General features: G+C 38.9%; 24 protein-coding genes and 1 other RNA gene. 4 read left to right on the top strand and 21 right to left on the bottom strand.

Features of this window, described 5'->3' with window-relative positions:
• Positions 1–211 precede the first annotated feature (211 nt).
• From kimA to HMPREF0519_RS11105, 4 genes are all read right to left on the bottom strand, one after another.
• The gene (gene kimA, locus HMPREF0519_RS11120; RefSeq protein WP_003560995.1) at positions 212–2053 is read right to left on the bottom strand and encodes a potassium transporter KimA; all 1842 of its coding nucleotides are present in this window, start codon (positions 2051–2053) and stop codon (positions 212–214) included.
• A gap of 187 nt (positions 2054–2240) precedes the next feature.
• Complete coding sequence (gene groL, locus HMPREF0519_RS11115) at positions 2241–3857, bottom strand: chaperonin GroEL (RefSeq protein ID WP_003636257.1); 1617 nt, start codon at positions 3855–3857, stop codon at positions 2241–2243.
• 70 nt (positions 3858–3927) lie between these two features.
• The gene (groES, locus tag HMPREF0519_RS11110) at positions 3928–4212 is read right to left on the bottom strand and encodes a co-chaperone GroES (RefSeq protein WP_187117464.1); all 285 of its coding nucleotides are present in this window, start codon (positions 4210–4212) and stop codon (positions 3928–3930) included.
• Positions 4213–4579: 367 nt separating this feature from the next.
• The gene (locus HMPREF0519_RS11105) at positions 4580–5212 is read right to left on the bottom strand and encodes a redox-sensing transcriptional repressor Rex (protein ID WP_003554624.1); all 633 of its coding nucleotides are present in this window, start codon (positions 5210–5212) and stop codon (positions 4580–4582) included.
• Between the two features lie 223 nt (positions 5213–5435).
• Between HMPREF0519_RS11105 and HMPREF0519_RS11100 the strand changes: the two genes are divergently transcribed.
• Positions 5436–7382, top strand: a complete 1947-nt coding sequence (locus HMPREF0519_RS11100; RefSeq protein WP_003636252.1) for an ABC-F family ATP-binding cassette domain-containing protein — start codon at positions 5436–5438, stop codon at positions 7380–7382.
• Positions 7383–7491: 109 nt separating this feature from the next.
• Here the strand turns inward: HMPREF0519_RS11100 and tsaD are convergent, their stop codons facing one another.
• The 16 genes from tsaD to HMPREF0519_RS11025 all read right to left on the bottom strand — a co-directional run bounded on the left by tsaD (position 7492) and on the right by HMPREF0519_RS11025 (position 18730).
• Positions 7492–8535 (bottom strand): tRNA (adenosine(37)-N6)-threonylcarbamoyltransferase complex transferase subunit TsaD, encoded by a 1044-nt coding sequence (tsaD, locus tag HMPREF0519_RS11095; protein WP_003636250.1) that lies wholly within the window; start codon positions 8533–8535, stop codon positions 7492–7494.
• A gap of 14 nt (positions 8536–8549) precedes the next feature.
• Positions 8550–9125 carry a ribosomal protein S18-alanine N-acetyltransferase gene (gene rimI, locus HMPREF0519_RS11090; RefSeq protein WP_003561005.1) on the bottom strand — a complete coding sequence of 192 codons (576 nt, stop codon included), beginning with the start codon at positions 9123–9125 and terminating at the stop codon, positions 8550–8552.
• Positions 9109–9831, bottom strand: coding sequence for a tRNA (adenosine(37)-N6)-threonylcarbamoyltransferase complex dimerization subunit type 1 TsaB (gene tsaB / locus HMPREF0519_RS11085; protein ID WP_040472811.1), 723 nt, complete (start codon positions 9829–9831; stop codon positions 9109–9111). Before tsaB ends, rimI begins: the two co-directional genes overlap by 17 nt.
• A complete protein-coding gene (locus HMPREF0519_RS11080; protein WP_003636246.1) occupies positions 9812–10606 on the bottom strand; it encodes an acyl-[acyl-carrier-protein] thioesterase in 795 nt (264 codons plus the stop codon). Before HMPREF0519_RS11080 ends, tsaB begins: the two co-directional genes overlap by 20 nt.
• A 135-nt stretch (positions 10607–10741) precedes the next feature.
• Complete coding sequence (rsmI, locus tag HMPREF0519_RS11075) at positions 10742–11623, bottom strand: 16S rRNA (cytidine(1402)-2'-O)-methyltransferase (RefSeq protein ID WP_003636244.1); 882 nt, start codon at positions 11621–11623, stop codon at positions 10742–10744.
• A 7-nt stretch (positions 11624–11630) separates the two neighbouring features.
• Positions 11631–11963, bottom strand: a complete 333-nt coding sequence (locus HMPREF0519_RS11070; RefSeq protein WP_035444813.1) for a DNA replication initiation control protein YabA — start codon at positions 11961–11963, stop codon at positions 11631–11633.
• Between the two features lie 22 nt (positions 11964–11985).
• Positions 11986–12996, bottom strand: coding sequence for a DNA polymerase III subunit delta' (gene holB / locus HMPREF0519_RS11065; RefSeq protein ID WP_003636242.1), 1011 nt, complete (start codon positions 12994–12996; stop codon positions 11986–11988).
• 9 nt (positions 12997–13005) lie between these two features.
• Positions 13006–13332, bottom strand: a complete 327-nt coding sequence (gene darA / locus HMPREF0519_RS11060; RefSeq protein WP_003554642.1) for a cyclic di-AMP receptor DarA — start codon at positions 13330–13332, stop codon at positions 13006–13008.
• Between the two features lie 2 nt (positions 13333–13334).
• Positions 13335–13985 carry a dTMP kinase gene (gene tmk / locus HMPREF0519_RS11055; protein ID WP_003561014.1) on the bottom strand — a complete coding sequence of 217 codons (651 nt, stop codon included), beginning with the start codon at positions 13983–13985 and terminating at the stop codon, positions 13335–13337.
• Positions 13986–14176: 191 nt separating this feature from the next.
• Positions 14177–14446, bottom strand: a complete 270-nt coding sequence (locus tag HMPREF0519_RS11050) for a YaaL family protein (RefSeq protein WP_003561016.1) — start codon at positions 14444–14446, stop codon at positions 14177–14179.
• 12 nt (positions 14447–14458) lie between these two features.
• Positions 14459–15058 carry a recombination mediator RecR gene (gene recR, locus HMPREF0519_RS11045; protein WP_003554648.1) on the bottom strand — a complete coding sequence of 200 codons (600 nt, stop codon included), beginning with the start codon at positions 15056–15058 and terminating at the stop codon, positions 14459–14461.
• Positions 15059–15081: 23 nt separating this feature from the next.
• Entirely contained in the window at positions 15082–15393 is a 312-nt protein-coding gene (locus tag HMPREF0519_RS11040; RefSeq protein ID WP_003554650.1) for a YbaB/EbfC family nucleoid-associated protein, read from the bottom strand.
• 23 nt (positions 15394–15416) lie between these two features.
• The gene (gene dnaX, locus HMPREF0519_RS11035) at positions 15417–17183 is read right to left on the bottom strand and encodes a DNA polymerase III subunit gamma/tau (protein WP_035462855.1); all 1767 of its coding nucleotides are present in this window, start codon (positions 17181–17183) and stop codon (positions 15417–15419) included.
• A gap of 310 nt (positions 17184–17493) precedes the next feature.
• Positions 17494–17580, bottom strand: an RNA gene (ffs, locus tag HMPREF0519_RS13110) — signal recognition particle sRNA small type.
• Positions 17581–17625: 45 nt separating this feature from the next.
• Positions 17626–18099, bottom strand: coding sequence for a tRNA adenosine(34) deaminase TadA (gene tadA / locus HMPREF0519_RS11030; RefSeq protein ID WP_003561020.1), 474 nt, complete (start codon positions 18097–18099; stop codon positions 17626–17628).
• A 22-nt stretch (positions 18100–18121) separates the two neighbouring features.
• Complete coding sequence (locus HMPREF0519_RS11025) at positions 18122–18730, bottom strand: class I SAM-dependent methyltransferase (protein WP_003636240.1); 609 nt, start codon at positions 18728–18730, stop codon at positions 18122–18124.
• 161 nt (positions 18731–18891) lie between these two features.
• Here HMPREF0519_RS11025 and nrdH point away from each other — a divergent pair, with 161 nt between their 5' ends.
• The 3 genes from nrdH to nrdF all read left to right on the top strand — a co-directional run bounded on the left by nrdH (position 18892) and on the right by nrdF (position 22386).
• Positions 18892–19122 carry a glutaredoxin-like protein NrdH gene (gene nrdH / locus HMPREF0519_RS11020; protein ID WP_003561022.1) on the top strand — a complete coding sequence of 77 codons (231 nt, stop codon included), beginning with the start codon at positions 18892–18894 and terminating at the stop codon, positions 19120–19122.
• A gap of 99 nt (positions 19123–19221) precedes the next feature.
• On the top strand, positions 19222–21387 hold the full coding sequence (nrdE, locus tag HMPREF0519_RS11015; RefSeq protein ID WP_003561024.1) for a class 1b ribonucleoside-diphosphate reductase subunit alpha: 2166 nt from the start codon (positions 19222–19224) through the stop codon (positions 21385–21387).
• A gap of 42 nt (positions 21388–21429) precedes the next feature.
• Positions 21430–22386, top strand: a complete 957-nt coding sequence (gene nrdF, locus HMPREF0519_RS11010) for a class 1b ribonucleoside-diphosphate reductase subunit beta (protein ID WP_003554662.1) — start codon at positions 21430–21432, stop codon at positions 22384–22386.
• A gap of 128 nt (positions 22387–22514) precedes the next feature.
• Here the strand turns inward: nrdF and HMPREF0519_RS11005 are convergent, their stop codons facing one another.
• Positions 22515–23510 (bottom strand): D-2-hydroxyacid dehydrogenase, encoded by a 996-nt coding sequence (locus tag HMPREF0519_RS11005; protein WP_003636235.1) that lies wholly within the window; start codon positions 23508–23510, stop codon positions 22515–22517.
• Between the last annotated feature and the right edge of the window lie 108 nt (positions 23511–23618).

Genomic DNA, 23618 nt, shown 5'->3' with positions numbered 1-23618 from the left:
GACAGCATGTATTTCATTTAATCATATTTAACTTTTAAGCATCATTTAATTTCACCATGATCAAAAAGTAAAAATAATTGTTTGTTAGATGATGTAATTACAAAGGCCAGACAGAATAAGAAAAAATCTCACTTCATCTTTTAATTACATTAGTATTATCTTTTGATACCTCTTGCTACACTTAAACTTCCTATCACCCTTGAAATTAAGGTTACTCTCTTAAGTGATAGTTATAGGTGGAAATGATAATATTTTGACGTGAATTTAAAATTGTTCGTAATCTCAAGCTAGTTTGGTTATGCAAAAGATTTTCCCAACGATGCTTAGGCACAAATTGTGGTACCAAGACCGTCGTAGAGTAGTTTCGATCAGCCGCCCTTTTAGCGATGACATCGCAGAATCGTAAAGTTGGTTGTGCGATTGAACGGTAGGATGAATGGATATCAACAAATCGAACATTTGGGAATTCCTTTTTAAACTCTTCAGAAGTCTTATGCTCTTTTTCAGGGTTGGAGTCAAATGAAACATGCATGGCAATCACATAGTCACCAATTGACTGTGCATAGCTGATCGCATTAGCAGTAACCCTGGTAACACCACCTACCAAAACAATGACCGTAGAGCCATCGTAATGATGTGTTGCGGTGATTTGGGTATCCTCTTCAACAACCCGCAGCTGTTCGGCAACCCGCTTATAATGACGATTAATCTTGTAAAAAATTCGAAGAAGAATCGGCATCACAATTAGATATGGCCAAACATTTGGAAAACGCAGTAAAAATAAACAGGTAACTAATGCCAGCGAAATAAAAGCCCCAATAAAATTAATCACCGACTTTAATTGCCAGTTTCTTCCACGGTGACGATACCAATGAATGATCATACCGGATTGAGAAAGCGTGAATGGAATGAAAACACCAACAGCATACAACGGAATCAAAGAATTCGTTCGACCTCCGAAGATCTGAATCAGGACAATTGCTCCGACAGCCAAGGAAATAATACCATTGGAATAGCCAAGTCGATCGCCCTTATCCAGGTAAGCATGCGGCAGAAATTTGTCTTTTGCCAAATTATAAGCCAAAATTGGGAAAGCTGAAAAACCAGTATTGGCAGCAACCGCCAAAATCATGGCAGTTGAAAGCTGAAGAACATAATAAATAATCCCATGACCGAAAACAGCAACACCAATTTGTGAAAGAACCGTTTCATGACCGTTCGGCACAATTCCAAGGTAGTAACTCATATAGGTAATTCCACCGAAGAAACATGCCAAAATAGTCGCCATAATTGCCAATGTTGCTGATGCATTATGACTTTTTGGCTTTTTAAAATTCGGAACCGCATTACTAATGGCTTCAACACCGGTTAATGAAGAAGAACCGGATGAGAAAGCTCTAAAGAACAGTACCAGTGTCATCCCTTCAACAGGCGCACCGATATGTGCAGCAGCATGATATTGAATATGGCCACTTAAAATATTGTAGCCACCATAAATGATCATTACCAAGATCATGACGATAAACAGATAAACCGGCAGCGTCAAAAAAGAAGCCGATTCACGGATACCACGTAAATTCAACAACATAATTCCCACAACAATTAGGCATGAAATTAACACTTGATGAGAATATAAACTGGGAATTGCCGAAGTAATCGCTTCAGTAGCGGAAGTCGTTGATACGGCAACGGTTAGCATATAGTCAACCAGTAATGAACCACCAGCTACTAAACCGGCTCGTTCACCCCAATTTGTACTGGCAACAACGTAGGCCCCACCACCAGACGGATAAGCATGAATAATTTGCTGATATGATAGTGTAATTGCAGCCAATAGAACCAACACAAGCGCTGCAACCCAGATCTGATACATCAATGCAGCGGCTGATAATGTTATCAGGATGGTGGTAATTTGTTCAGTACCATAAGCGACTGACGATAGCGCATCTGATGACAATAATGCCAAGGCCTTAAACTTTGTTAAAGCTTGGCCGCCTTCGTCAGTGGTTTTTAGCGGCTTACCAATTAAAAGCCGTTTTAAATATCGCCACATAAATAGTTACTCCTTTTATAATATTTACCATTCATGGTGAACCATAAAATAATAGTCCATCTTACCATTAAATACAAGTATTGATTATGTACATAAAATAGTCACTAATACCATACAACAACAAAAAGCGCCCGACAAGCTCGGACGCTCAATTTGTTTGTCTATAGCGACTATTTTTATCTTAAAATTACATTCCCATACCAGGTTGTGGCATTGGAGCAGCAGGTGTATCCTTCTGAGGCTCATCGGCTACAACAGCTTCAGTAGTCAAAAGCAAAGCAGATACAGAAGCGGCATTTTGAAGTGCAGAGCGGGTAACTTTGGTAGGATCAACAATACCATCATCGATCATATCTTCAAACTTACCATTTGCGGCATTATAACCAATGCCAGGCTTTTCGTCTTTTAACTGTTCAACGATAACTGAACCTTCAACACCAGCGTTTTCGGCAATCTGACGAACTGGTTCTTCGAGTGCTCGACGAACAATGTTGATACCAGTTGCTTCGTCGCCATCAGCCTTAAGCTTGGCGATTTCAGGAATAACATTAATCAATGCAGTTCCACCACCAGGTACGAAGCCCTCTTCAACAGCTGCACGAGTGGCGTTCAAAGCATCTTCGATTCGGTACTTCTTTTCCTTTAATTCGGTTTCAGTAGCTGCACCGACACGAACAACGGCAACTCCACCTGACAATTTAGCAAGACGTTCCTTTAATTTGTCACGGTCAAAGTCTGATGTTGTTTTTTCGATTTGAGTCTTAATTTCTGAAACACGTTGTGAAATTTGATCTTTTGAACCTGATCCGTCAACAATTGTAGTAGAATCTTTTGTGACATTGATCTTGTTGGCTTGACCTAATTGCTCAAGCGTTGCGTCCTTTAAGTTCAATCCAAGATCGTCAGTGATGACAGTAGCACCAGTTAACATGGCAATATCTTGGAGTTGATCTTTACGACGGTCACCAAAGCCGGGAGCCTTAACAGCGACAACGTTAAAGGTACCACGCATCTTGTTCAAAACAAGTGTTGGCAATGCCTCTCCACCAATATCATCGGCAATGATCAAAAGTGAACGACCTTGTTCCACAATCTTTTGAAGAAGTGGTAAAATATCTTGAATGTTAGTAATCTTTTTATCAGTTACAAGAATGTATGGGTTATCAAGATCTGCTTCCATCTTGTCATTATCGGTAACCATGTATTGTGACATATAGCCACGATCAAATTGCATACCTTCAACAACGTCCAAGCTGGTTTCAACACCACGTGATTCCTCGATTGTGATGACACCATCATGACCAACCTTCTCCATTGCGTCGGCAATTAACTTACCGACTTCTGAATTAGCTGATGAAATTGACGCAATCTGTGCAATATCATCTTTTGTTTTAACGTCATGTGACATCTTGTGAAGTGCATCAACAGCAGTTTTAGTGGCTGTTTCGATACCACGACGAATACCAACAGGGTTAGCACCGGCAGTCACGTTCTTCATGCCTTCGTTCACGATTGCTTGTGTTAAAACAGTTGCGGTCGTTGTCCCATCACCGGCAACATCGTTAGTCTTTGAAGCAACTTCAGAAACCAACTTTGCGCCCATGTTTTCGAAATGATCAGGTAGTTCAATTGCCTTGGCGATTGTCACACCATCATTAGTAATTGTTGGTGTACCAGCTGTTTGTTCCAAAACAACATTACGACCCTTAGGACCAATTGTAGCTTTAACCGTATCTGCTAATTTATCAACACCTTTAAGCATTACGCTGCGAGCGTCTTCAGAAAACTTAACTTGTTTAGCCATTCCAATTTTCACCTCAAAAATTTATTTTGATTAAATTATTAAATTGTTGAATCAATTATCCGCAATTCAATTATTCGACGATTGCGACGATATCTTTTTCATGCAAAACTAAATAGGATTTGTCGTTATCTTCAATTTCCGTACCAGCGTACTTATCGAACATAACCTTGTCACCCTTTTTAACAACTGGGGCAACAGTTTGACCGTTATCTAAAACGCGGCCTTCCCCAACGGCAACAATTGTACCTGTTTGAGGCTTTTTCTTAGCGTTATCAGCTAAAACAATGCCGCCAACGTTTTTTTCCTCTTCTTCTTCTCTTTCGATAATTACGCGATCTCCTAATGGTTTTAACACGTTAGTCCCTCCATTTACAACAATTTTTAGCATCATTAGCACTCATATGACAGAAGTGCTAATCACTGCTTATAATATATTATTTTTTGAGCGGAATTGCAAGGATTTTTCATAAACATTGCAATATTCAAGCGTTTTTCAATCAATGCGATCAATTCTTGTTACAATAGCATCAGGAGATTAAAGGCCAACGTCATCATGTGCTAAATATAAAAAAGATCAGGACGATAACTGTCTTGACCTCTTTTATATCACTCACAAATATATTGCTGATACACAAAATAAAGAGACTCCCATCCGTTTGTAAAAGCTTGTCTTTCACAAACTAATAAAGATTGTCCCCTGCCACTTATGACGCTTTATATGGTTACTTACCAAAATTTTCTATAAAATAAATCAACGTTTGCAATTCATTAGTTAAATCAACGTTTTGAACAAGTACATCGTCAGGAACGGAAAGTCTGATTGGTGTAAAGTTTAAGATTCCCTTTACACCGCCTGCAACAGCATCATCTGTTACTGCCTGAGCTGCGCTTGAAGGAACGGTTAAAATAATCACTTGGATTTGCTGTTCCTGAAGTTGATGTGCCAGTTCTTGAATTGGATAGACTGGAACGCCGTCCTCAATCTTATTAATAATTGTATCATCAGTATCGAAGGCTGCCGAAATCCTAACATTACCATCTTTGTGAAAGTTAAAATTCAACAGGGCGTGTCCTAAGTTGCCAACCCCAATCAAAGCAACGTTGGTTAAATGTTCCTGGTTCAAGATCTGCTTAAAAAACGAAAGCAGGCTATCCACATCATAACCATATCCACGCTTCCCCAATGCACCAAAGTATGAAAAGTCACGACGGATGGTAGCAGAGTCTACTTGAACAGCTTCAGCTAATTCAGTTGAAGAAATCCGACTTTTGCCTGTGTCATGTAATATGTTTAAGTATCTGTAGTAAATTGGCAACCGTTTAGCGGTCGCACGTGGAATATTTTCAGCTGTCACGAAAATTTCCTCCTAAATTTCATTAATTTTGCTAACTGAGCACTTTGTGAATCTCTCTTTACTTAGTATTCTAACATAAGATACCATCTTGTGAAATACATTTCAAATATTAGCTTTGAAATTAACAAAGAAATGTCACTATTAGAGACATCATCCCATCTAAATCGCCTCAAAATCAACAATATGATAAACTTATAAAGATAGAAGAAAGGAGGCTGGATCGTTGATAATCTTACAAGCCCAAGATTTAACCAAAAGATTTAATGGTATTAACATATTCTCAAAAGTAAACTTATCAATTCAAGAAAAAAGTCGCATTGCGTTAGTCGGCCGAAACGGTGCCGGCAAATCAACATTAGTTAAAATGATCATCGGCGAGCAGTCTATCGATGGCGGTCAAATAACAACAAAAAAGAATCTCACAATCGGATATTTGGCGCAAGATACGGGATTAGATTCCGATAAGGGGATTTATGAAGAAATGTCGTCAGTCTTTGCGAAACTCAAGGAACAAGAAACTAAGATTCATGAACTTGAAGCTCAAATAAGCACGCTGGATCCAAAATCGGATAGGTTTCACCAAATTTCAGCAACTTATGATACTGTTCGAGCCAATTTTGAACAGCATAATGGTTATGGCTATGATGCGGAAATACGTGGCGTTCTCCATGGCTTCGGCTTTGATAAGGACCAGTACGATAAACCGATTAATGAACTTTCAGGTGGCCAAAAAACACAATTAGCACTTGCAAAACTACTACTTGAAAAGCCTGAATTGTTAATTTTAGACGAACCAACTAATCACTTGGATGTCGAAACGATTACCTGGTTGGAAGGTTATATTCAAAACTACAGCGGTTCGTTATTGATTATTTCACATGACCGATATTTTCTTGATCGTATCGTTAACGAAGTTTATGACCTGGCTAACGGTACATTAAGACATTACGCCGGAAATTACACACAGTACACCCAAAAGAAGCAACAAGAAATCTCCCTTCGCTGGAAAGAATATGAAAAGCAGCAGACTGAAATTTCCAAACTTCAAACCTTCGTTGATAAAAATATTGTGAGAGCATCTACTACAAAACAAGCCCAGGCTCGTAGAAAACAACTTGAGCGGATGAACCGAATTGAAAAGCCAACGTCTGACAGCAAAAGTGTTCGTTTCACATTCTCACCAAAATCCAAAAGCGGTAACAACGTTTTAAAGGTCACTGACGCAGCAGTTGGTTATACAAAGATTCTTTCAGAACCAGTCAACTTGGATGTCAAAAGAAATCAGGCCATTGCAATTGTCGGCCCCAATGGGGTTGGTAAGTCCACCCTTTTAAAAAGCATTCTTGGCATTATTCCCTTTTTAAAGGGTTCGGCTCAATTTGGAACCGGTGTTGACACTGGATACTATGATCAAGAACAAGCCTCACTACACCCTTCCAAAACGGTTTTAGGCGAAATCTGGGATGATCACCCCACTACAGCCGAAGGAGACATTAGAAGCGTTTTAGGCAGCTTCCTCTTTTCTGGAGATGACGTTGCTAAAATGGTCCACGATTTGTCCGGTGGTGAAAAAGCCCGCTTACTTTTAACAAAGTTGGCAATGCAACACAATAATTTTTTAATTCTCGATGAACCAACCAATCATTTAGACATTGATAGTCGAGAGGTTTTGGAAAAAGCGCTAAATGGCTTTGATGGCACAATTCTCTTTGTTTCCCATGACCGTTATTTTATCAACAAGGTTGCCTCATCCGTTGTTGAACTGTCACAAAGAGGAACAACCCTTTACCTTGGTGATTATGATTACTATGTTGATAAAAAAGATGAACAGCTTGCGATTAAGGAACATGAGCAGGAAAAGCAGGGAACCGCTCAATTAGCCGCACAGGCTACCACGTCAACAACTGATAAAAAGAACTATGAAGTCAATAAACAAAATCAAAAGGAAGTTCGAAAATTAAATCGCGAAGTCATCGATTTGGAATCTCAGTTAGACGAACTGTCTAAAAGTAAAAATAATATCGAAAGTCAAATGGCTCAGCCAGAAGTTTTTAACGACCTAGATAAGGCGTCCGATCTTCAGAAGAAACTTGAAATGATCGATCAAAAAATCAAAGAAACTGAAAGTAAATGGGAACAAAAGAGTCTTCAATTAGAAGATATTGAATAATTCATAAAAAGGACCAACAACAAAGTAAACCACAAAATTGGCTTACCCTGACTGTTAGTCCTTTTATATTCAAAAATATTTAATTAATTTCTATCGATCATTACCTAAACTAATTAGTTGCAGGTTCCTTAATCCATTCAAATTCCAAGCTGGGATCAGCATTTAGCGTTGCATTTGTAAATACTCGATGGCGATACAACATTTCACCAGCAGCTCCAATCATAGCAGCGTTATCACCACATAATGATAGTGGTACCAACTCCAAAGAAGTTTTCGGAAATGCTTGTAGTTCTTTTTCAAGACGATTGCGCAATCCCTTATTAGCGGCAACACCACCGCCTAAAATAAGCTGCTTAACCGGATAATCTTGAAGTGCCCGTTTTGTTTTGTCAGCCAAAACGTCAATAACAGCCTGTTGAAAACTTGCTGCAAGATCATCTTTATTCAAAGTTTCATGAATTTGATCGGCATGGTGAACCGTATTAATAAAGGCAGTTTTTAATCCACTAAAACTAAAATCAAAATTATCATCTTGGTCCATTGCCCTTGGGAAATGGAAAGTATCATGACCCTTATGAGCCATTTCATCGACTTGTTTTCCAGCAGGATAATTAATTCCCAAAACCCGGCCGATTTTGTCATATGCCTCGCCCGCAGCATCGTCTCGAGTCTCACCGATAATTTCAAATCGATTTTCCTTGGGCATATACACAAGCTCCGTATGACCACCTGAAACGACTAATGCCATTGCCGGAAATTCAATTGGTTCGACTAATCTTGCAGCATAAATATGGCCTGCCAAGTGATTAACTGGAATCAAAGGCAGATGATGTGCCCAAGCAACCGCCTTTGCTGCTGTCACACCAATAAGCAAAGCGCCAACCAGCCCTGGCCCGTAAGTGACAGCGACTGCAGATAAATCACTATATGTGACTTTAGCCTGTGTTAACGCATCATTGATGCAGCTGGTAATTTGCTCAATATGGTGTCGGCTTGCAACTTCAGGCACAACGCCACCGAACCGTTGGTGACTTTTTATTTGGGTTGCAACAATATTCGAAAGAATTGTATCGCCATTTTCTATAACTGCAACAGACGTCTCGTCACAGCTTGTCTCAAATGAAAGAATCAGATCTTTTGCCAAAAAACTCACCTTTCCTAATTTAATCAGCCAATTTTCGTAATGTCTAAAATCATATTCAATGCATCTTCACGATCGTTAAAATAATAATCTTTCTTTAACCCGTTGTCCACAAAACCGATGTCACGATATAATTTTTGAGCTCTGGCATTGCTGACACGAACTTCCAGCGTTACTTTATCGTATTTTAACTGTCGTGCTTTTTTGATAATTGTATTCACCAAAAAATAGCCGAGCCCATGATTTTGAAAATTGGGTGCCACGGCGACATTAGTGATATGACAGTCTTTTGTATGGTCATTTAATGAACAGCCAATGAAAGCAACCAGCCAGTCATTTCGTCTTAAAACCAGATACAAACGATCACTTTTACGCATCAATTCAGTTCGAAACGCCCGCTCATCCCATGGAGTCTGACCACCATAAACGGCCCGTTCGATTCCAAGGATTTCTGGAATGTCGGGAATCATGGCCTTTGCAAGAAAATAATTTGTACCGTTGATTTCGACATCGTGATTCTTAATGTCTAGATATCGTTCCCGGAGCTGAACCTGCTTGTTATAAAAATTTTGCTGAAACCATTCTTTAAATTTTTTCCACATAGTTACGGGTATCCTCGTTTGGATGAAGTTTTTGCCAATCAGCTTCAGCTTTGGTTAGACGCAAGTATCTCGGAACAACAGCATCAATGTCCTTAACAGGTGACAACTGTGACCCATAAAGACCAAGCCTGGCTGCATTAGGAACTGCTGTCAGTTCATCAGCTACCCTCAAAGAATCTCCAAACTGCTTCAAAAATGCTTCGGAAAAAGGTGCTGTATCCCCTACAATCATAATTGGCTGATTAACATCCGTTAGTTTTGCCAACCAGTCGTTAATATTTGTATGTTGATCGGAAATAATTGATGTCATCGTTCCGTTTTTTAGTTGATAAAGACCTGTAAACATATTTTGATTTCGAGCATCAAAAATTGGATTGATTAAAACCCCCGGCTCTGAGATATTAAGCGCAAGTGTTAACAAACTCGAAACAGTCACCAGCTCTATATCTAAAGTGCTGGCGAGTGTTTTGGCAGCTGTCGTTGCCATTCGAATCCCCGTATAAGATCCAGGTCCTGACGCAACAACAATTCTGTTCAAGTCGTTCGGTAAGAGATCGGATTTTTGAATAAGATCTTCAATTACCGGCATTAAAAACTCCGCATGTTTTCTATGCGTCGTTAACCTTGTTTCGGCTAATAAATGATCATTATCCAGAACGGCAACGGATAATGGTCGATTCGATGTATCAATTGCTAGAATTTTCATTTTTTTCATGACCCTTTACATCGTTTTTCTTCCATAAAAATGTAGCGCTAGATGAAAGTACATCGTTAGAAAAAATTTCATGAACTGTTTTAATCTTATCGCTATCTTTAGACTCAACAGCTACCGAGCTGGTAACCCAATTGCCATATTTAACCTCATTTTCGAAACGAATATCAATCTGTTCCGGAACGTGGGACACAAGAAAGTCAAGTGGCAGAACGTCAGTCATCCATTCAAGATAATGAGCGTTATTCACATGACCATTAAAGTCAATGTCACTGGCCCTAACCTGATATTTTTTTGAAGAAACTTCAGCACTGTCAGCTATTCGACTTGGCCGTGGTAATCTCGGTACCCGACGCACTTTTTCGGACTGGTAGGGCTCAATAATCGTTTGAGGAATCTCTGTAATCTTTCGGGCTCTCTCATCCATTAAAACCCATATACTGTCTACCTTTACAAGCTCATTTCCCTGATCATCGTGAACCCAAAACTCACGGTAGACAAAGAAACGGTTGTAGGAAGTCCCACGTGTTGTCATTTTAACAGTATCTTCAACTTGTGGAAGCCGGTTAATCTTAATTGAATATTGCGTGACAACCCAGCCAACACCATATTTATCAATAAGTTCCTGTTGGGCAACTCCTAATTTAGCATTTTGATGATCTGAACAGAGCATTAAAATATTAATCAACATTGTCATTGTAATGCGGTAGCTAACATCTCCTTCATAAAAGGAGATCGTATGATTTTCACTATACTGATCTGCAGGCATTGGCACGTCTTCTTTCTAACATAATTTAAATTATAACTCTTTTATAATGGGATGGAAACTAATCAAGCCTTTAATTTATACTTTTTAATCTTAACGAATCAACAAAATGACGTCTTTCTTCTAAGTAAATAATATTCACTTAATGCCATGATATTCATTGTAAACAACTTGTTTACGTAGATTATGAGCTTTGGCAACCTTTTTGATCGATTCATTAACAGACAATCCATCCTTAATATAAATATCTACTTGTTGCGTAAGAGAAAGGTTTTCCATTAGATTATCAATCTTATTCTCCTCTAAAGGTTGCGCGTTTCCACTCACAATAATGACAAATTCTCCTCGTATAGTTGTTGAATTTGCCCATTCAATTACTTGATCAAGTGTGCCACGAATAAATTCTTCATGTTTTTTTGTCAATTCACGACATAAAGAGGCTGCTCTCAATCCACCAAATGAATTTTGAAGACTTTTTAACGTCTTTAAAAGTCGGTGAGGTGCTTCATAAAATATAAGCGTTTCCTGTCGATTAACCAACTTTGCCAGTTCATCACGCTGCTCTTTGGGTTTTCTTGAAAGAAACCCATAAAAATAAAACGGCTGAGGGGAAACACCAGAAGCAATCAAAGCTGTTATACCGGCATTAGCACCTGGCAAGGGAACGACAGTTATTTCGCTTTTAATACAAGCAACCACCAACTCATGTCCTGGATCGCTAATCGAAGGCATTCCGGCATCGCTAACCTGGGCGATCGATATCCCTTTTTTTAACTTATCAATCAACTCAGGAATTCTTTGCACAGTATTATGCTCATGAAAACTAATTTGTTTGGTTTCAATTTCAAAATGGTTCAATAGCTTCTGCGTATTTCTGGTATCTTCAGCCGCAATTAAATCCACCTGTTTCATGACAGAAACAGCCCGAAATGTCATATCCTCCAAATTACCAATTGGCGTTGGTACTAAATAAAGCGTACCGTATTTACTTTTAGTATCGAAACTTCTTTGAGTTATCACTTAGTTATTAATCCCTTCGACCATAAATAATCTCCGTGCAAAAAATGCAATCTTCGCCATTTTCGCGTCGCTTGCCATAATATGAACTGCAAACATGAAACCCTTCGTTATATAATTTTTCAAGATTCTTTCGGGATTTAGATAATTCTGGTGAATTGTTACCGACTTTTTCAGTAATCTGATTAATTCTATCCCGAAGATGCTGATTTTCAATTTCTAGTTCCGCGTTCTTTTCCATTAATTCAATTAATGATTCATGCAGGTGAGAAAATTCAGCTGCGGTTGCACCCAGATGACTGTCCATTTCTTTAAGCTCATCATATAAATTTTGACTATCCAATACTATCTCACCCTTTAAAAATCTATGACTTAACAATCGTCAGCATCTTTAGTGTGACAGATTCAATAACATTTTGAAAATTCACATTTACCATCAAACTGCCTCGCATATTTAACAGTTCCTCCAACATCGTCATTAATTGGTCACTTGACCATTCTTGGGCAGCCTGCTTTGTTTCAGAAATAATATCAGGAAATTTAGTCGTATCCTTTTTTAAAGTACCATACTTAATTTCAAGCGTTTCATCAAAAACACCAATCATCATTGATAAAGCAACCTGCTGACGTTCCTTATTTGTGATCAGGGGCATCAAGGCCATTTGGATATACGGCATGGCCATCAGATTGCCCTTCACTAAATAACCAAACCATTTGGAAACCACTTCCTGAAGTGAAGAAAACCAATTATCCGCTTGCCATCTTTTTATTTCAGATAAACTATTTGTCATCGACATTAGTAAATTTATCTGACTTGGTAAGATACCGGATTTTCGCAACTCTTGATTCATTACATCTTTCCCAATGCTCGGAAATTCAACAACTTGGGTTCTTGAAACAATCGTTGGCAAAATAAGGTTACGATTTTGACTAATCAAAAAACTGACAACATTTCCAGTAGGTTCCTCAATAAATTTAAGCAAACTATTAGCGGCACCGGTTGTCATTTTATCGGCATCTGAAATAATAAAAACCTTTTTTGACCCTTCCATTGCGCTTTTAGTGAACTCACTCTTTACATGACGGATTTGATCAACTTTAATACTCAAACCATCCGGTTTCGTTATAACAACATCTGGATGATCGTGATTCATAATTCGTGTACACTCAGCACACTTTCCGCAAGGATAACCGTCTTTCACATTTGTACAGAAAAGACGCATTGCGACTCCCATTGCAACTGCATTTTGACCTGCACCATCTTCACCCGTAAAAAGATACGCATGTGACAATTCATTTCGATCCACTAAGCGCATAAATTGTTCAAATAATTTGGGCTGTTTTATTTTCGCATCGCTCGCAATGTTGTCTGACATTTTTAACCTCTAAAATTGATGGAATTGCTCAATTGGTAAGATCATCACAGTAGCCCCACCCACTTGAACCTCAATTGGAAAAGTATGTTCAGCCGTATCACCATTTAGACTAACTGGGGGCGTCATAAATTGTTGTCGGGCGGAGCAGGTTTCCTTAATAAGCTGCAACGTTAAATCAACTTTATCATCATCAACAGCAACCAAATATGTTGTATTGCCGGCCCTTAAAAAACTTCCAGTTGTCGAAAAACGTGTTGCAACAATGTCATGGGCAACAAAAACCGAACGTAACTTATTAGCATCTTTATCTTGAACGATTGCAATTACTAATTTCATAGCTAAGACTCCTTAAAAAATTCACTTGCTATTTGATGAATCACATCAGTTGTATCTTGAATAACCTTTTCAATTGGTTGAGTTGCATCAATTATGATAAAACGATCGTTATATTCATCAATTAATTTCATGTATCCCTGGTGAACGCGTTTATGAAAAGCAGTTGTTTCAACATCTAAACGGTCAATTTTACTTGAGTCCCGATGCTTGGCAATTCGATTCAAGCCAACTTCAACCGGAATTTCAAAATAAATCGTTTTATATGGAAGTATCTTTTCGGTTGCAAACTCATTCATCCTCGCTACCGCCTGCATTCCGATTTCTCTTCCCGCACCTTGGTAAGCCACCGAGCTGTCAACATATCGATCGCAAAGAACCAGCTTATCAGCTTGCAAAGCCGGCAAAATAGTTTCGACTAAGTGTTGACGGCGTGCTGCCGCATATAATAATGCTTCAGTTCGATAATCCATTTCTGTATTTTTACGATCCAAAATAACCCGTCGAATTTGTTCGGAAATTTTATTACCACCTGGTTCTCTAGTAACAATCAGATGGTCACCAAGTTGTTTTTGGAATTGATTAACAACTTCATTCATGACAGAAGTTTTCCCTGCACCATCAGGGCCTTCGAAGGTTATAAATTTGCCAGTCAAAGTTTCTCCCTCAATTCTATATTTAGGTTTATTGTACTGTATGTTTTTTTACCTGTCTATTCTCCCAGATAAAATGCCACAAAATAAAAGAGCGATCTAACCTTAAATGCCGGCCTGAATTTCACATTCCTGTGTCTCAGAAACAACGAACATTTATCCAAAAATCACTCAAAATTTATCATTAATTTTCCTTATTGAAAATCATCGTGGTCATAACTGATGACCGATGCTTGAATATGATCATTTTTAATGTGTCTGAGTCGAGCTTCTTTATAAATAAAGAAAAATTTTTGCTTTGCCAAAGCCGTTTCTTGTGCCATTTCAATATCGCTGTCAGCAACCGCGGTTTGAGTTTGAGCGGCATGATCCCACTGCTCTTTAAGATTATTGATAAGATCCAGCAGACGTTGATCATATTCAGCTTTTATATTTTGCTTTTTAAATCCACCAAACAACACCATTATTTTCCTCCATTACATTTCGGTTCGGCCTTGGACAGCCTTAAACAATGTCATTTCATCAGCGTATTCAATATCCGTTCCTACTGACAGCCCATGTGCCAATCGTGTCACTCGGATGCCAGCTGGTTTGATTAGCTTACTTAAATACATGGCAGTTGCTTCTCCTTCAGGAGTTGCGTTAGTCGCCACAATCACTTCTTTAACCTCACCGTTTTTTTGAAGTCGCCTAATTAGAGAAGTAATGTTTAAATCTTCAGGGCCTTTGCCTTCAATTGGTGACAAAACACCATGAAGTACATGGTACAGACCATGATATTCTTGAACCTTTTCCATCACCATAATGTCTTTAGGCTGCTCAACAACCAATATTTTTGTTTGATCGCGAGTCTTATCACGACAAATTTCACATGGATCTTCGTCAGTTAAGTTACCACAAATCGAGCAATAGTGAAGATCTTCTTTAGTAGCCAACAGTGCGTGTGAAAATTCCTTGACGTCGTCTTTATTCATATCAACGGTATAAAAAGCCAGCCGAGTTGCTGTCTTGTTACCAATACCAGGTAATTTCATATAACTATCGATTAATTTTGCAATTGGTTCAGGATACTGCATAATCGTTCCTTCCTATCAACAGACTACATGCCCGGAATACCTTTGGCGTACTTGCCCATTGTACTTTGAGTGGTATCTTTAATTTTCTTCATTGCATCATTAACTGCTGCAACAATCAAATCCGATAGCATTTCGGGATCATCAGGATCAATTGCTTCAGGCTTAATTTTAATATCTGTCATAATACGTTCCCCGTTGAAGGTCACAACAACCATGTCGTCAGGAGCGCTACCGGTAAATTCCTGTTTATTTAAATTATCTTGTTCTTCCTTAAGTTGCTTTTGCATCTTTTGCATTTGTTTCATCATCTTATTCATATTCATACCATTCATCATTTTAAAATTCCTCCGTCTACTATTTAATCATTTTTAATATCGAGAATGTCTTTACCGAATAACTCTTCCGCTTTTTTTACGATCGGCTTGGGATCGTTTGAATCCGGATCGATCTTTTCATCTTCCGTGGGCGTCTCCTGACTCTTTGGATCGGTATTTTGCTTACCCTTCAGCTCATCCTTGTGACTAGCTAAATAATCTTTCCGAATTTTCGGCCATTGATTATCCGGCACGAAAACAATTTTGGGTGCTTTACCGGCAATTCGATCCAAATTATTTTCCAAGGCATCACATAATTCTCGATTAGCCTGCGCTTTTTGAAAGAAAATCGGATATTCAAATGATACAATCACACCATCTGGGCTGGCCGCAACCGGTTTGGAGACATGCATCACTGCTCGTTGTGTAACAGACAGTGCGTTCATCAAATCCGGCCAAACCTCTTGAAACTCATTGAGACTCTGCCTGGTAGCCCTTCCCAAGATCGGATAAATCTTGGCTAATTCAACGCGTGCATTCCCAGACTTAGCCTCAATGGGTTTTGGCTTAACCATTTGCTGACTTTGAGACGCCTCATCAGCCGGACCGGATTTCTTAAGTTGTTCGATTTCCCTTTGAAGTTCATTAACTTTATCGGTTAACATCTTAATTTTACCATTTTCGTCGGCATTATCGACTGAAGTAGTCGTTGAAACGTCCTCAAGCTGTTTCAGGTGTGTGATTTTAACCGTCAAAACCTGTAAATAAACATCTGGATGAGCCGTGTATCTCAATGAATTAGCAATTTCGTTTAATTCATTAATGATTTGATAAATTTCTTCATCGCTGATCTGGTCACTCAATGCTTTGAATTTATCATCAACCATCCCTAGTTCCAGCTGCTCAACGATTTGTGGATCCTGCTGGTACAAAAGAATGTCTTGGCAATAACTGGTTAAATCTTCAACAAATCGACTAGCATCTTTCCCGTTATCAAGCACCTTCTGAACGGTAATCAAAGCATTTTTCGTATCCTTTTTAATCACTTGCTCGACATAAGTTGTCAATAATTCATTTGTTACGCTTCCGGTTACTTGAAGGGCGTTTTCATAGGTCACCTTATCATCGCCGTATGACATAGCCTGATCAAGAATGCTTAAAGCATCCCGCATCCCGCCTTCGGCTGCTTTTGCAATGAGTTTTAATGCTTTATCATCGTACTCAATGTTCTTTTGTTTAAGGATGTAGGCCATTCGTTCCAAAATATCCTCTGGCCTAATCCGCTTAAAATCAAATTTTTGCGTTCGAGAAATAATGGTGGCCGGAATTTTATGAGGTTCCGTTGTCGCCAAAATAAAAATAACGTTTGCAGGTGGTTCTTCCAATGTTTTTAGAAGTGCGTTAAACGCACCCGTAGACAACATATGCACTTCATCAATAATATAAACTTTATAATCAGCCTTCGTTGGCGCATATTTAACCTTGTCACGAATGTCGCGAATTTCCTCAACACCATTATTAGAAGCCGCGTCAATTTCAATAACGTCACTCAGGCTGCCCTCGTTAATTGCCCTGCAAGTTTCACACTTATTACAAGGTTCACCGTCCTCAAGGTAATGACAGTTAACTGCCTTGGCAAAAATCTTTGCAGCAGACGTCTTACCAGTTCCTCGAGGACCGGTAAATAAATAGGCATGGCTGATTTGTTTTGTTAAAATTGCATTTTTCAGTGTTTGGGTAATAATTGACTGGCCAACAATTTCATCAAAACGTTGGGGTCGCCAAACCCGGTATAATGCCTGATAGCTCATTTCCGATCCTCCTTTAGAATCATTAATTACTCTGACAATAAACCCGTAAGCAGTGGTTAAAATACTTAAACAATTATATGCTGAATCGTCCGGAATTGCCAACCAAATTAGCCCTGTTTTGGGCAAGCTTATCGAAAATCTTAATTTGTTTGAGTCGTCAATACACTCTCCCAATTAAAAATAATCAGCTGTGTTTATGATGACCAAACAAAAAGTATGAACGGTGTTCATTCAAGACACGATCCATACTCAAGTAATCCAAATTATAAAAATCTCCCAGCAATATTTCTTTGCTGGGAGTCTAATAGTCATAAACAAGAGGCACAGTGTCGGTGATACTTAGTGCTGCTTCCTTCCGGACCTGACACAGTTCGTAACCCGACCCTTGCCTCAGGGCCTTGCGGCAATAACTATCATATCGTATTTTCAGAGAAAAAGCCAGTCACTTCTGTTTTTTTCTTTTTCGAGCAGCCTTAAAAAAGTCTTTTATAATCTTTGAACATGCGGGTTGAAGGACTCCTTCAAAAACTTCAACATTATGATTTAATCGTGAATCTTCTAGAACTCTGTAAAGGCTTCTAACCGCTCCCGCTTTTTTATCCCGGGCTCCGAAAACAACTCTATCAATTCGAGAGTTGACAATTGCCCCCGAACACATCAGGCAAGGCTCAATCGTCACATAAAGTTCACAATCAACGAGTCGCCAACTCCTCAGATAACGACAAGCTTCCTCAATTGCCATAATCTCTGCATGGGCGACCCCGTCATTTAGGTGCTCACGTAAATTGTGCCCTCGACCAATGATTTGCCCATCTTGGGTAATGACTGCTCCAATCGGCACTTCACCAATCAAGTATGCCTTTTGTGCTTCAATCAACGCCATTTTCATAAATCTTTCGTCTTTATTTTGACTCATTCGAACCTCTCAATTAAATCGATTACTCATTAACACTACGAAGGATGTAGTAACCCTTATCTCGTTTAACAATCTCACAGTTACCGAAAACCTTTGTCATTAATTTTTTGGCGGAAGGCGCGCCTTGTTTCTTTTGCAGAACAACCGTCAGCGTGGCATTGGGCTTTAAATGTGAGACCGCTCCTGTTATCATATCGTCCACGACTTTTTTTCCTGCTCTAACAGGCGGATTGGTCACAATTGCTGCATAGTTGTCTTTAATGTTAGAATAGCTGTTGCTGGCAAAAATTCGAACATTTGAAATGCCATTAGCCTTAGCATTCTTTTCTGCTAATGCTAAGGCAATCTCATTAACATCTACCATGTCAACCACTCTGTCGGGCTGAATCTTTGCAATTGCCAGACCAATCGGCCCATATCCGGTACCCATATCTAAAATATTTCCATCCGGAATATTCTCAACGTCCACATTTTCGAGCAATACTCGACTGCCATAATCAACTCGGTGTTTTGAAAACACTCCGTTGTCTGAAGTAAACACAAAGTTGTTTCCTAATAGTGCGTATTCCCAAGTAATCGGTTCAGATTTGACATCTGGATGCTTTGAATAATAAAATTGATTTTTATCCATGAAAAAACTCCTTAAATTAACGTTTAACAAGGATCAACCACATTTAGTATTGACATTTTTTATCATCACAATATATTGTGTTAATCCGTTGATTTTTTGTAAGTTTAGTGTAAACTGGAATCATAAATTAAAAAAGAAATGATTAAAGCGGGGTGTGCCATATGGCAAAGGTAACAGTATATTCAAAAAATAATTGTATGCAGTGTAAAATGACAAAGCGTTACTTGGCAGAACATCATGTTAAGTTTGAAGAGCACAATATCAATGAGCAGCCAGAATACGTAGACTATCTTAAAAATAAAGGTTTCCTGGCTTTACCAGTAGTCGATGTTGATGGACAGCAAGCGTTTAGTGGATTCCGTCCTGATGAACTTCAAAGAATCGCCGGATAATCTTTGTCCATTTTAACATACTGATTAATTTTAAACGGGCGGAACCAATTTTGGCTTCGCTTATTTTATTCGCAAAATTACAGAAAGCGTGGTCTCACTATGTCTCTTCATAATCTTAAGGATGTTACATATTTCGATCTAAATAACGAAATTAACATCCCCGTTGATAACCAAATCCCTCTACAAAAGGATCAGCAGGCTCTCCAAGCCTTTCTTAAGCAAAATGTCACTCCCAATTTGATGACATTTGACAGCCTGCAGGATCGATTTGATTATCTTATTGAAAATCATTATTACGAAGCGGGATTTATCAAGAAATATCCCATTTCATTTATTGAGAAACTTTATCAATACTTGAAAGATCAAGATTTTCATTTCAAATCATTTATGGCGGCTTATAAATTTTACGCGCAATATGCTTTAAAAACAAACGATAACGATAAATACTTGGAGTCTTTCCTGGATCGCGTTGCTGCCAATGCGCTTTTCTTTGCCGACGGGGATGAACAACTTGCGATGAACTTAGCTGACGAAATTATTCATCAACGCTACCAACCGGCGACCCCAAGTTTTTTAAACGCTGGTCGGCAAAATCGTGGTGAATTTGTTTCATGCTTCTTAATTCAATCAACCGACGATATGAACACGATCGGTCGAACAATTAATTCTGCCCTTCAGCTATCAAGAATTGGCGGTGGCGTCGGCATTAACCTTTCTAATTTACGTGCGGCCGGTGATCCAATTAAGCATATTGAAGGCGCTGCTTCCGGTGTTGTCCCGGTCATGAAGTTGTTGGAGGATAGTTTCTCCTACTCTAATCAACTCGGTCAGCGTCAAGGAGCCGGTGTCGTTTACCTATCTGTTTTTCATCCCGACATCATTTCGTTTCTTGGTGCCAAAAAAGAAAATGCGGATGAAAAGATTCGGTTGAAGACACTCTCACTTGGTGTGACTGTCCCTGATAAGTATTACGAACTCGTAAAAGCCGATGCCGACATGTACCTATTCAGCCCATATGACGTCGAACGCGAATATGGAGTACCATTCTCATATGTTGATATCACAAAAGAATATGATCATTTAGTTGCCAATGACAAGATTAAGAAAACTAAAGTAAAAGCTCGGGACCTTGAAACCGAAATCAGCAAACTGCAGCAGGAATCCGGTTACCCATATATCATCAATATCGATACTGCCAACCGTGAAAATCCGATTGACGGCCGAATTGTCATGAGCAACCTTTGCTCTGAAATTCTACAAGTACAAACACCTTCAACTGTTGATAACGAGCAGCATTACATCAAACTGGGAAAAGATATTTCCTGTAATTTAGGTTCCACAAACATTGCCAACATGATGAACGCAACGAACTTTGGCCATTCAGTTGAATCAATGGTCCGGGCCCTGACGTTTGTAACCGACCACTCTAATATTGACGTGGTTCCTTCAATTCAAAACGGAAACCGTGAATCCCATTCCATTGGTTTGGGTGCTATGGGACTCCATAGCTACTTTGCCAAAAGCCACATGCATTACGGCTCTCCTGAATCAATCGAATTTACTAGTGTTTACTTCATGCTGTTAAATTACTGGAGCTTGGTTGCTTCTAACAAGATCGCTAAAGAACGGCATCAAACATTCGACAACTTTGAAAAAAGCAAATACGCAGATGGCACCTACTTTGATAAATATTTAAATCATTCATACGCACCGCAATCAGATAAGGTTAAGCAATTATTCCATGGCATCACAATCCCAACGAACGAAGATTGGGTGGCTTTAAAGAAGGCTGTTATGGAAGACGGCCTTTATCATCAAAATCGGCTTGCCGTTGCGCCAAACGGTTCAATCTCTTATATTAACGACACAACTGCCAGTCTTCATCCAATTATTAATCGAATTGAAGAGCGTCAGGAATCAAAGATCGGTAAAATTTATTATCCCGCTCCTTATCTTTCAAATGACACGATGCCGTATTATACTTCAGCCTACGATATGGACATGCGTAAAGTCATTGATATTTACGCGGCTGCTCAGGTACATGTTGATCAAGGGATGGCACTGACCCTCTTCATGCGTTCAACCATTCCAGAAGGCCTGTACGAATGGAAAAATGGTCGAACTGACAAGATGACTACCAGAGATCTGAATATTCTAAGAAATTATGCCCATCGCAAGGGAATCAAATCAATTTACTACATTCGAACTTTTACAGATGATCAGCAGGAAGTCGGTTCAAATCAATGTGAAAGTTGTGTTATTTAGTGAGTTATCCTGAAGTTTAAGTAAGATAAAAGGAAGTTAATAATGACTGAAAACTATAAAGCAATCAATTGGAATGCAATCGATGATCAGATCGATAAAGCAACCTGGGAAAAATTAACCGAACAATTCTGGCTGGATACCCGAATTCCTCTTTCAAACGATTTGTCTGATTGGCGTACACTGGACCAAGACCATCAATGGGTGGTTGGTCATGTCTTCGGTGGCCTAACTTTATTAGATACTTTACAATCACAAGAAGGGATGGCCTCACTGCGAAAAGACGTTCAAACACCACATGAAACAGCGGTACTGAATAACATTCAATTCATGGAATCTGTTCATGCCAAAAGTTATTCATCAATTTTCTCAACGCTAAACACGCCCGAACAAATCGATGAGATTTTTGATTGGAGTGATACAGAAGAATTTCTTCAAAACAAAGCCCTTAAGATTCGTGATATTTACGAAAATAACCCGGATCCATTAAAGAAAAAAATAGCCAGTGTCTTTTTGGAAACTTTTCTCTTTTATTCAGGTTTCTATACCCCACTTTGGTATCTTGGCCATAACAAAATCCCAAATGTCGCGGAAATCATCAAGCTGATTCTCAGAGACGAATCTGTCCACGGAACCTATATCGGCTACAAATTTCAAATAGGTTTTAACCAATTGCCAAAAACAAAACAGGAAGATTTAAAAAATTGGCTTTATGATTTACTTTATAAGCTTTATGCAAACGAAGAAAAGTATACACACCTATTATATGATCAAACCGGTTGGACCGATGACGTACTGGTATTTATTCGTTATAACGCTAACAAAGCCTTGATGAACCTGGGTCAAGATCCCCTTTTCCCAGACACTGCAGAAGACGTCAACCCGGTTGTCATGAACGGTATTTCGACTTCAACAGCCAACCATGATTTCTTCTCACAGGTTGGAAACGGGTACTTATTGGGTAATGTTGAATCTATGTCCGATAGTGATTACGACATTTAACCTGCATATTGGTGGATAGTCAATTATTTTAAAAGAATAGCAAGACAAAAAGAGGAATCTCAAGGGATTCCTCTTTTTGTCTTGCTATTTATCACTTGCCTCGCTTACCCAATCATTATTTTAAAAAATCAGCCAACAATATCTTTGGGTCTTCCACCCGTAAACATTACCTTTAAATTGTTTAATGAAATGGTCACCATATTTTTAACCGATTCAGTTGTGTGAAAGGCCGAATGTGGTGTCAAAATGACATTTGGCATCATTGACAGCTTAATTAAATCAGAATCAGTAATCTTCTTCGTAGAGCGCGAATCTTGTAAGTCGGCCGATTCATTTTCTAAAGTATCAACTCCAGCCGCTGCAATTTCACCACTTTCCAAAGCAAAAATAAGATCGCCTGTATTTACAATTGACCCTCGGGCAGTATTAATTAAAATAGCATTATCCTTCATTGCTTCGAAAACTTCATGATTAAATAAATGAAAATTATCTTGCGTAGCCGGCATATGCAAACTAATAATGTCACTTTGTCCAAATATATCTTCTAAATGATCGACATACTCAAATTCGCCATTTGTTGATTTTAAAGGATACTTGTCATAAGCAATGACTTTGGCACCTAATCCCCGAAACAATTGAATAGCATGACGACCAATTCGACCCGTTCCAATAACGCCAACAGTTTGTTCACTGATTAGACGCCCCATAAATTCTGATGAAAAGTGAAATTCATGCTTATCTTGCAATTGTTGTCGCATATAACCAACTTTTCTAGAGAGATAAAGGGCCATCATAACCGCAACCTCGGCAATACTTTCCGGGCTATAGGCAGGAACATTGGTAATTAAAACCCCATTATCTTTAGCAGCCTGCATATCAATGTTATCAATTCCGACATTCCTCAACGCCAAATACTTAATCCCAAGTTGATGAAAAGAGTCGAACAATTCCCTTGAATAAGGGATCGTTTGCAGACAGGAAATACCGTCAAATCCCTGCGCTTCACTAATCGTTTCTGTATTTAACGTCGTTGTCGTTGATGTAACATCAACCTGATGATCTTTTCCCCATTTTTCAATAAACGGGATTTCATCGTCCCGAACATTATAAACTATAAATCTCACAAGAAAGCCTCCTGAGTCTGCATGCCAGCGTTAAATTAAGATGATCGTCAATGTTACAGGATCACCAGTTTACATGCCACTTTAAGTTTACTATACCAAAAAGAACGC

The organism is Lentilactobacillus hilgardii DSM 20176 = ATCC 8290 (assembly GCF_000159315.1).
GTDB lineage: Bacteria > Bacillota > Bacilli > Lactobacillales > Lactobacillaceae > Lentilactobacillus > Lentilactobacillus hilgardii.
Note: the sequence above shows the minus strand (reverse complement) of the source record. Positions and strands in the feature narration are given on the sequence as shown.

What these genes read in the sequence shown, in the direction of transcription:
- kimA (WP_003560995.1), bottom strand. Translation starts at nt 2,053, where the DNA reads ATGTGGCGATATTTAAAACGGCTTTTAATTGGTAAGCCGCTAAAAACC.
- groL (WP_003636257.1), bottom strand. Translation starts at nt 3,857, where the DNA reads ATGGCTAAACAAGTTAAGTTTTCTGAAGACGCTCGCAGCGTAATGCTT.
- rimI (WP_003561005.1), bottom strand. Translation starts at nt 9,125, where the DNA reads ATGTGGAAAAAATTTAAAGAATGGTTTCAGCAAAATTTTTATAACAAG.
- tsaB (WP_040472811.1), bottom strand. Translation starts at nt 9,831, where the DNA reads ATGAAAATTCTAGCAATTGATACATCGAATCGACCATTATCCGTTGCC.
- HMPREF0519_RS11080 (WP_003636246.1), bottom strand. Translation starts at nt 10,606, where the DNA reads ATGCCTGCAGATCAGTATAGTGAAAATCATACGATCTCCTTTTATGAA.
- holB (WP_003636242.1), bottom strand. Translation starts at nt 12,996, where the DNA reads ATGTCAGACAACATTGCGAGCGATGCGAAAATAAAACAGCCCAAATTA.
- darA (WP_003554642.1), bottom strand. Translation starts at nt 13,332, where the DNA reads ATGAAATTAGTAATTGCAATCGTTCAAGATAAAGATGCTAATAAGTTA.
- HMPREF0519_RS11050 (WP_003561016.1), bottom strand. Translation starts at nt 14,446, where the DNA reads ATGGTGTTGTTTGGTGGATTTAAAAAGCAAAATATAAAAGCTGAATAT.
- recR (WP_003554648.1), bottom strand. Translation starts at nt 15,058, where the DNA reads ATGCAGTATCCTGAACCAATTGCAAAATTAATCGATAGTTATATGAAA.
- HMPREF0519_RS11040 (WP_003554650.1), bottom strand. Translation starts at nt 15,393, where the DNA reads ATGATGAATGGTATGAATATGAATAAGATGATGAAACAAATGCAAAAG.
- dnaX (WP_035462855.1), bottom strand. Translation starts at nt 17,183, where the DNA reads ATGAGCTATCAGGCATTATACCGGGTTTGGCGACCCCAACGTTTTGAT.
- tadA (WP_003561020.1), bottom strand. Translation starts at nt 18,099, where the DNA reads ATGAGTCAAAATAAAGACGAAAGATTTATGAAAATGGCGTTGATTGAA.
- HMPREF0519_RS11025 (WP_003636240.1), bottom strand. Translation starts at nt 18,730, where the DNA reads ATGGATAAAAATCAATTTTATTATTCAAAGCATCCAGATGTCAAATCT.
- nrdH (WP_003561022.1), top strand. Translation starts at nt 18,892, where the DNA reads ATGGCAAAGGTAACAGTATATTCAAAAAATAATTGTATGCAGTGTAAA.
- nrdE (WP_003561024.1), top strand. Translation starts at nt 19,222, where the DNA reads ATGTCTCTTCATAATCTTAAGGATGTTACATATTTCGATCTAAATAAC.
- nrdF (WP_003554662.1), top strand. Translation starts at nt 21,430, where the DNA reads ATGACTGAAAACTATAAAGCAATCAATTGGAATGCAATCGATGATCAG.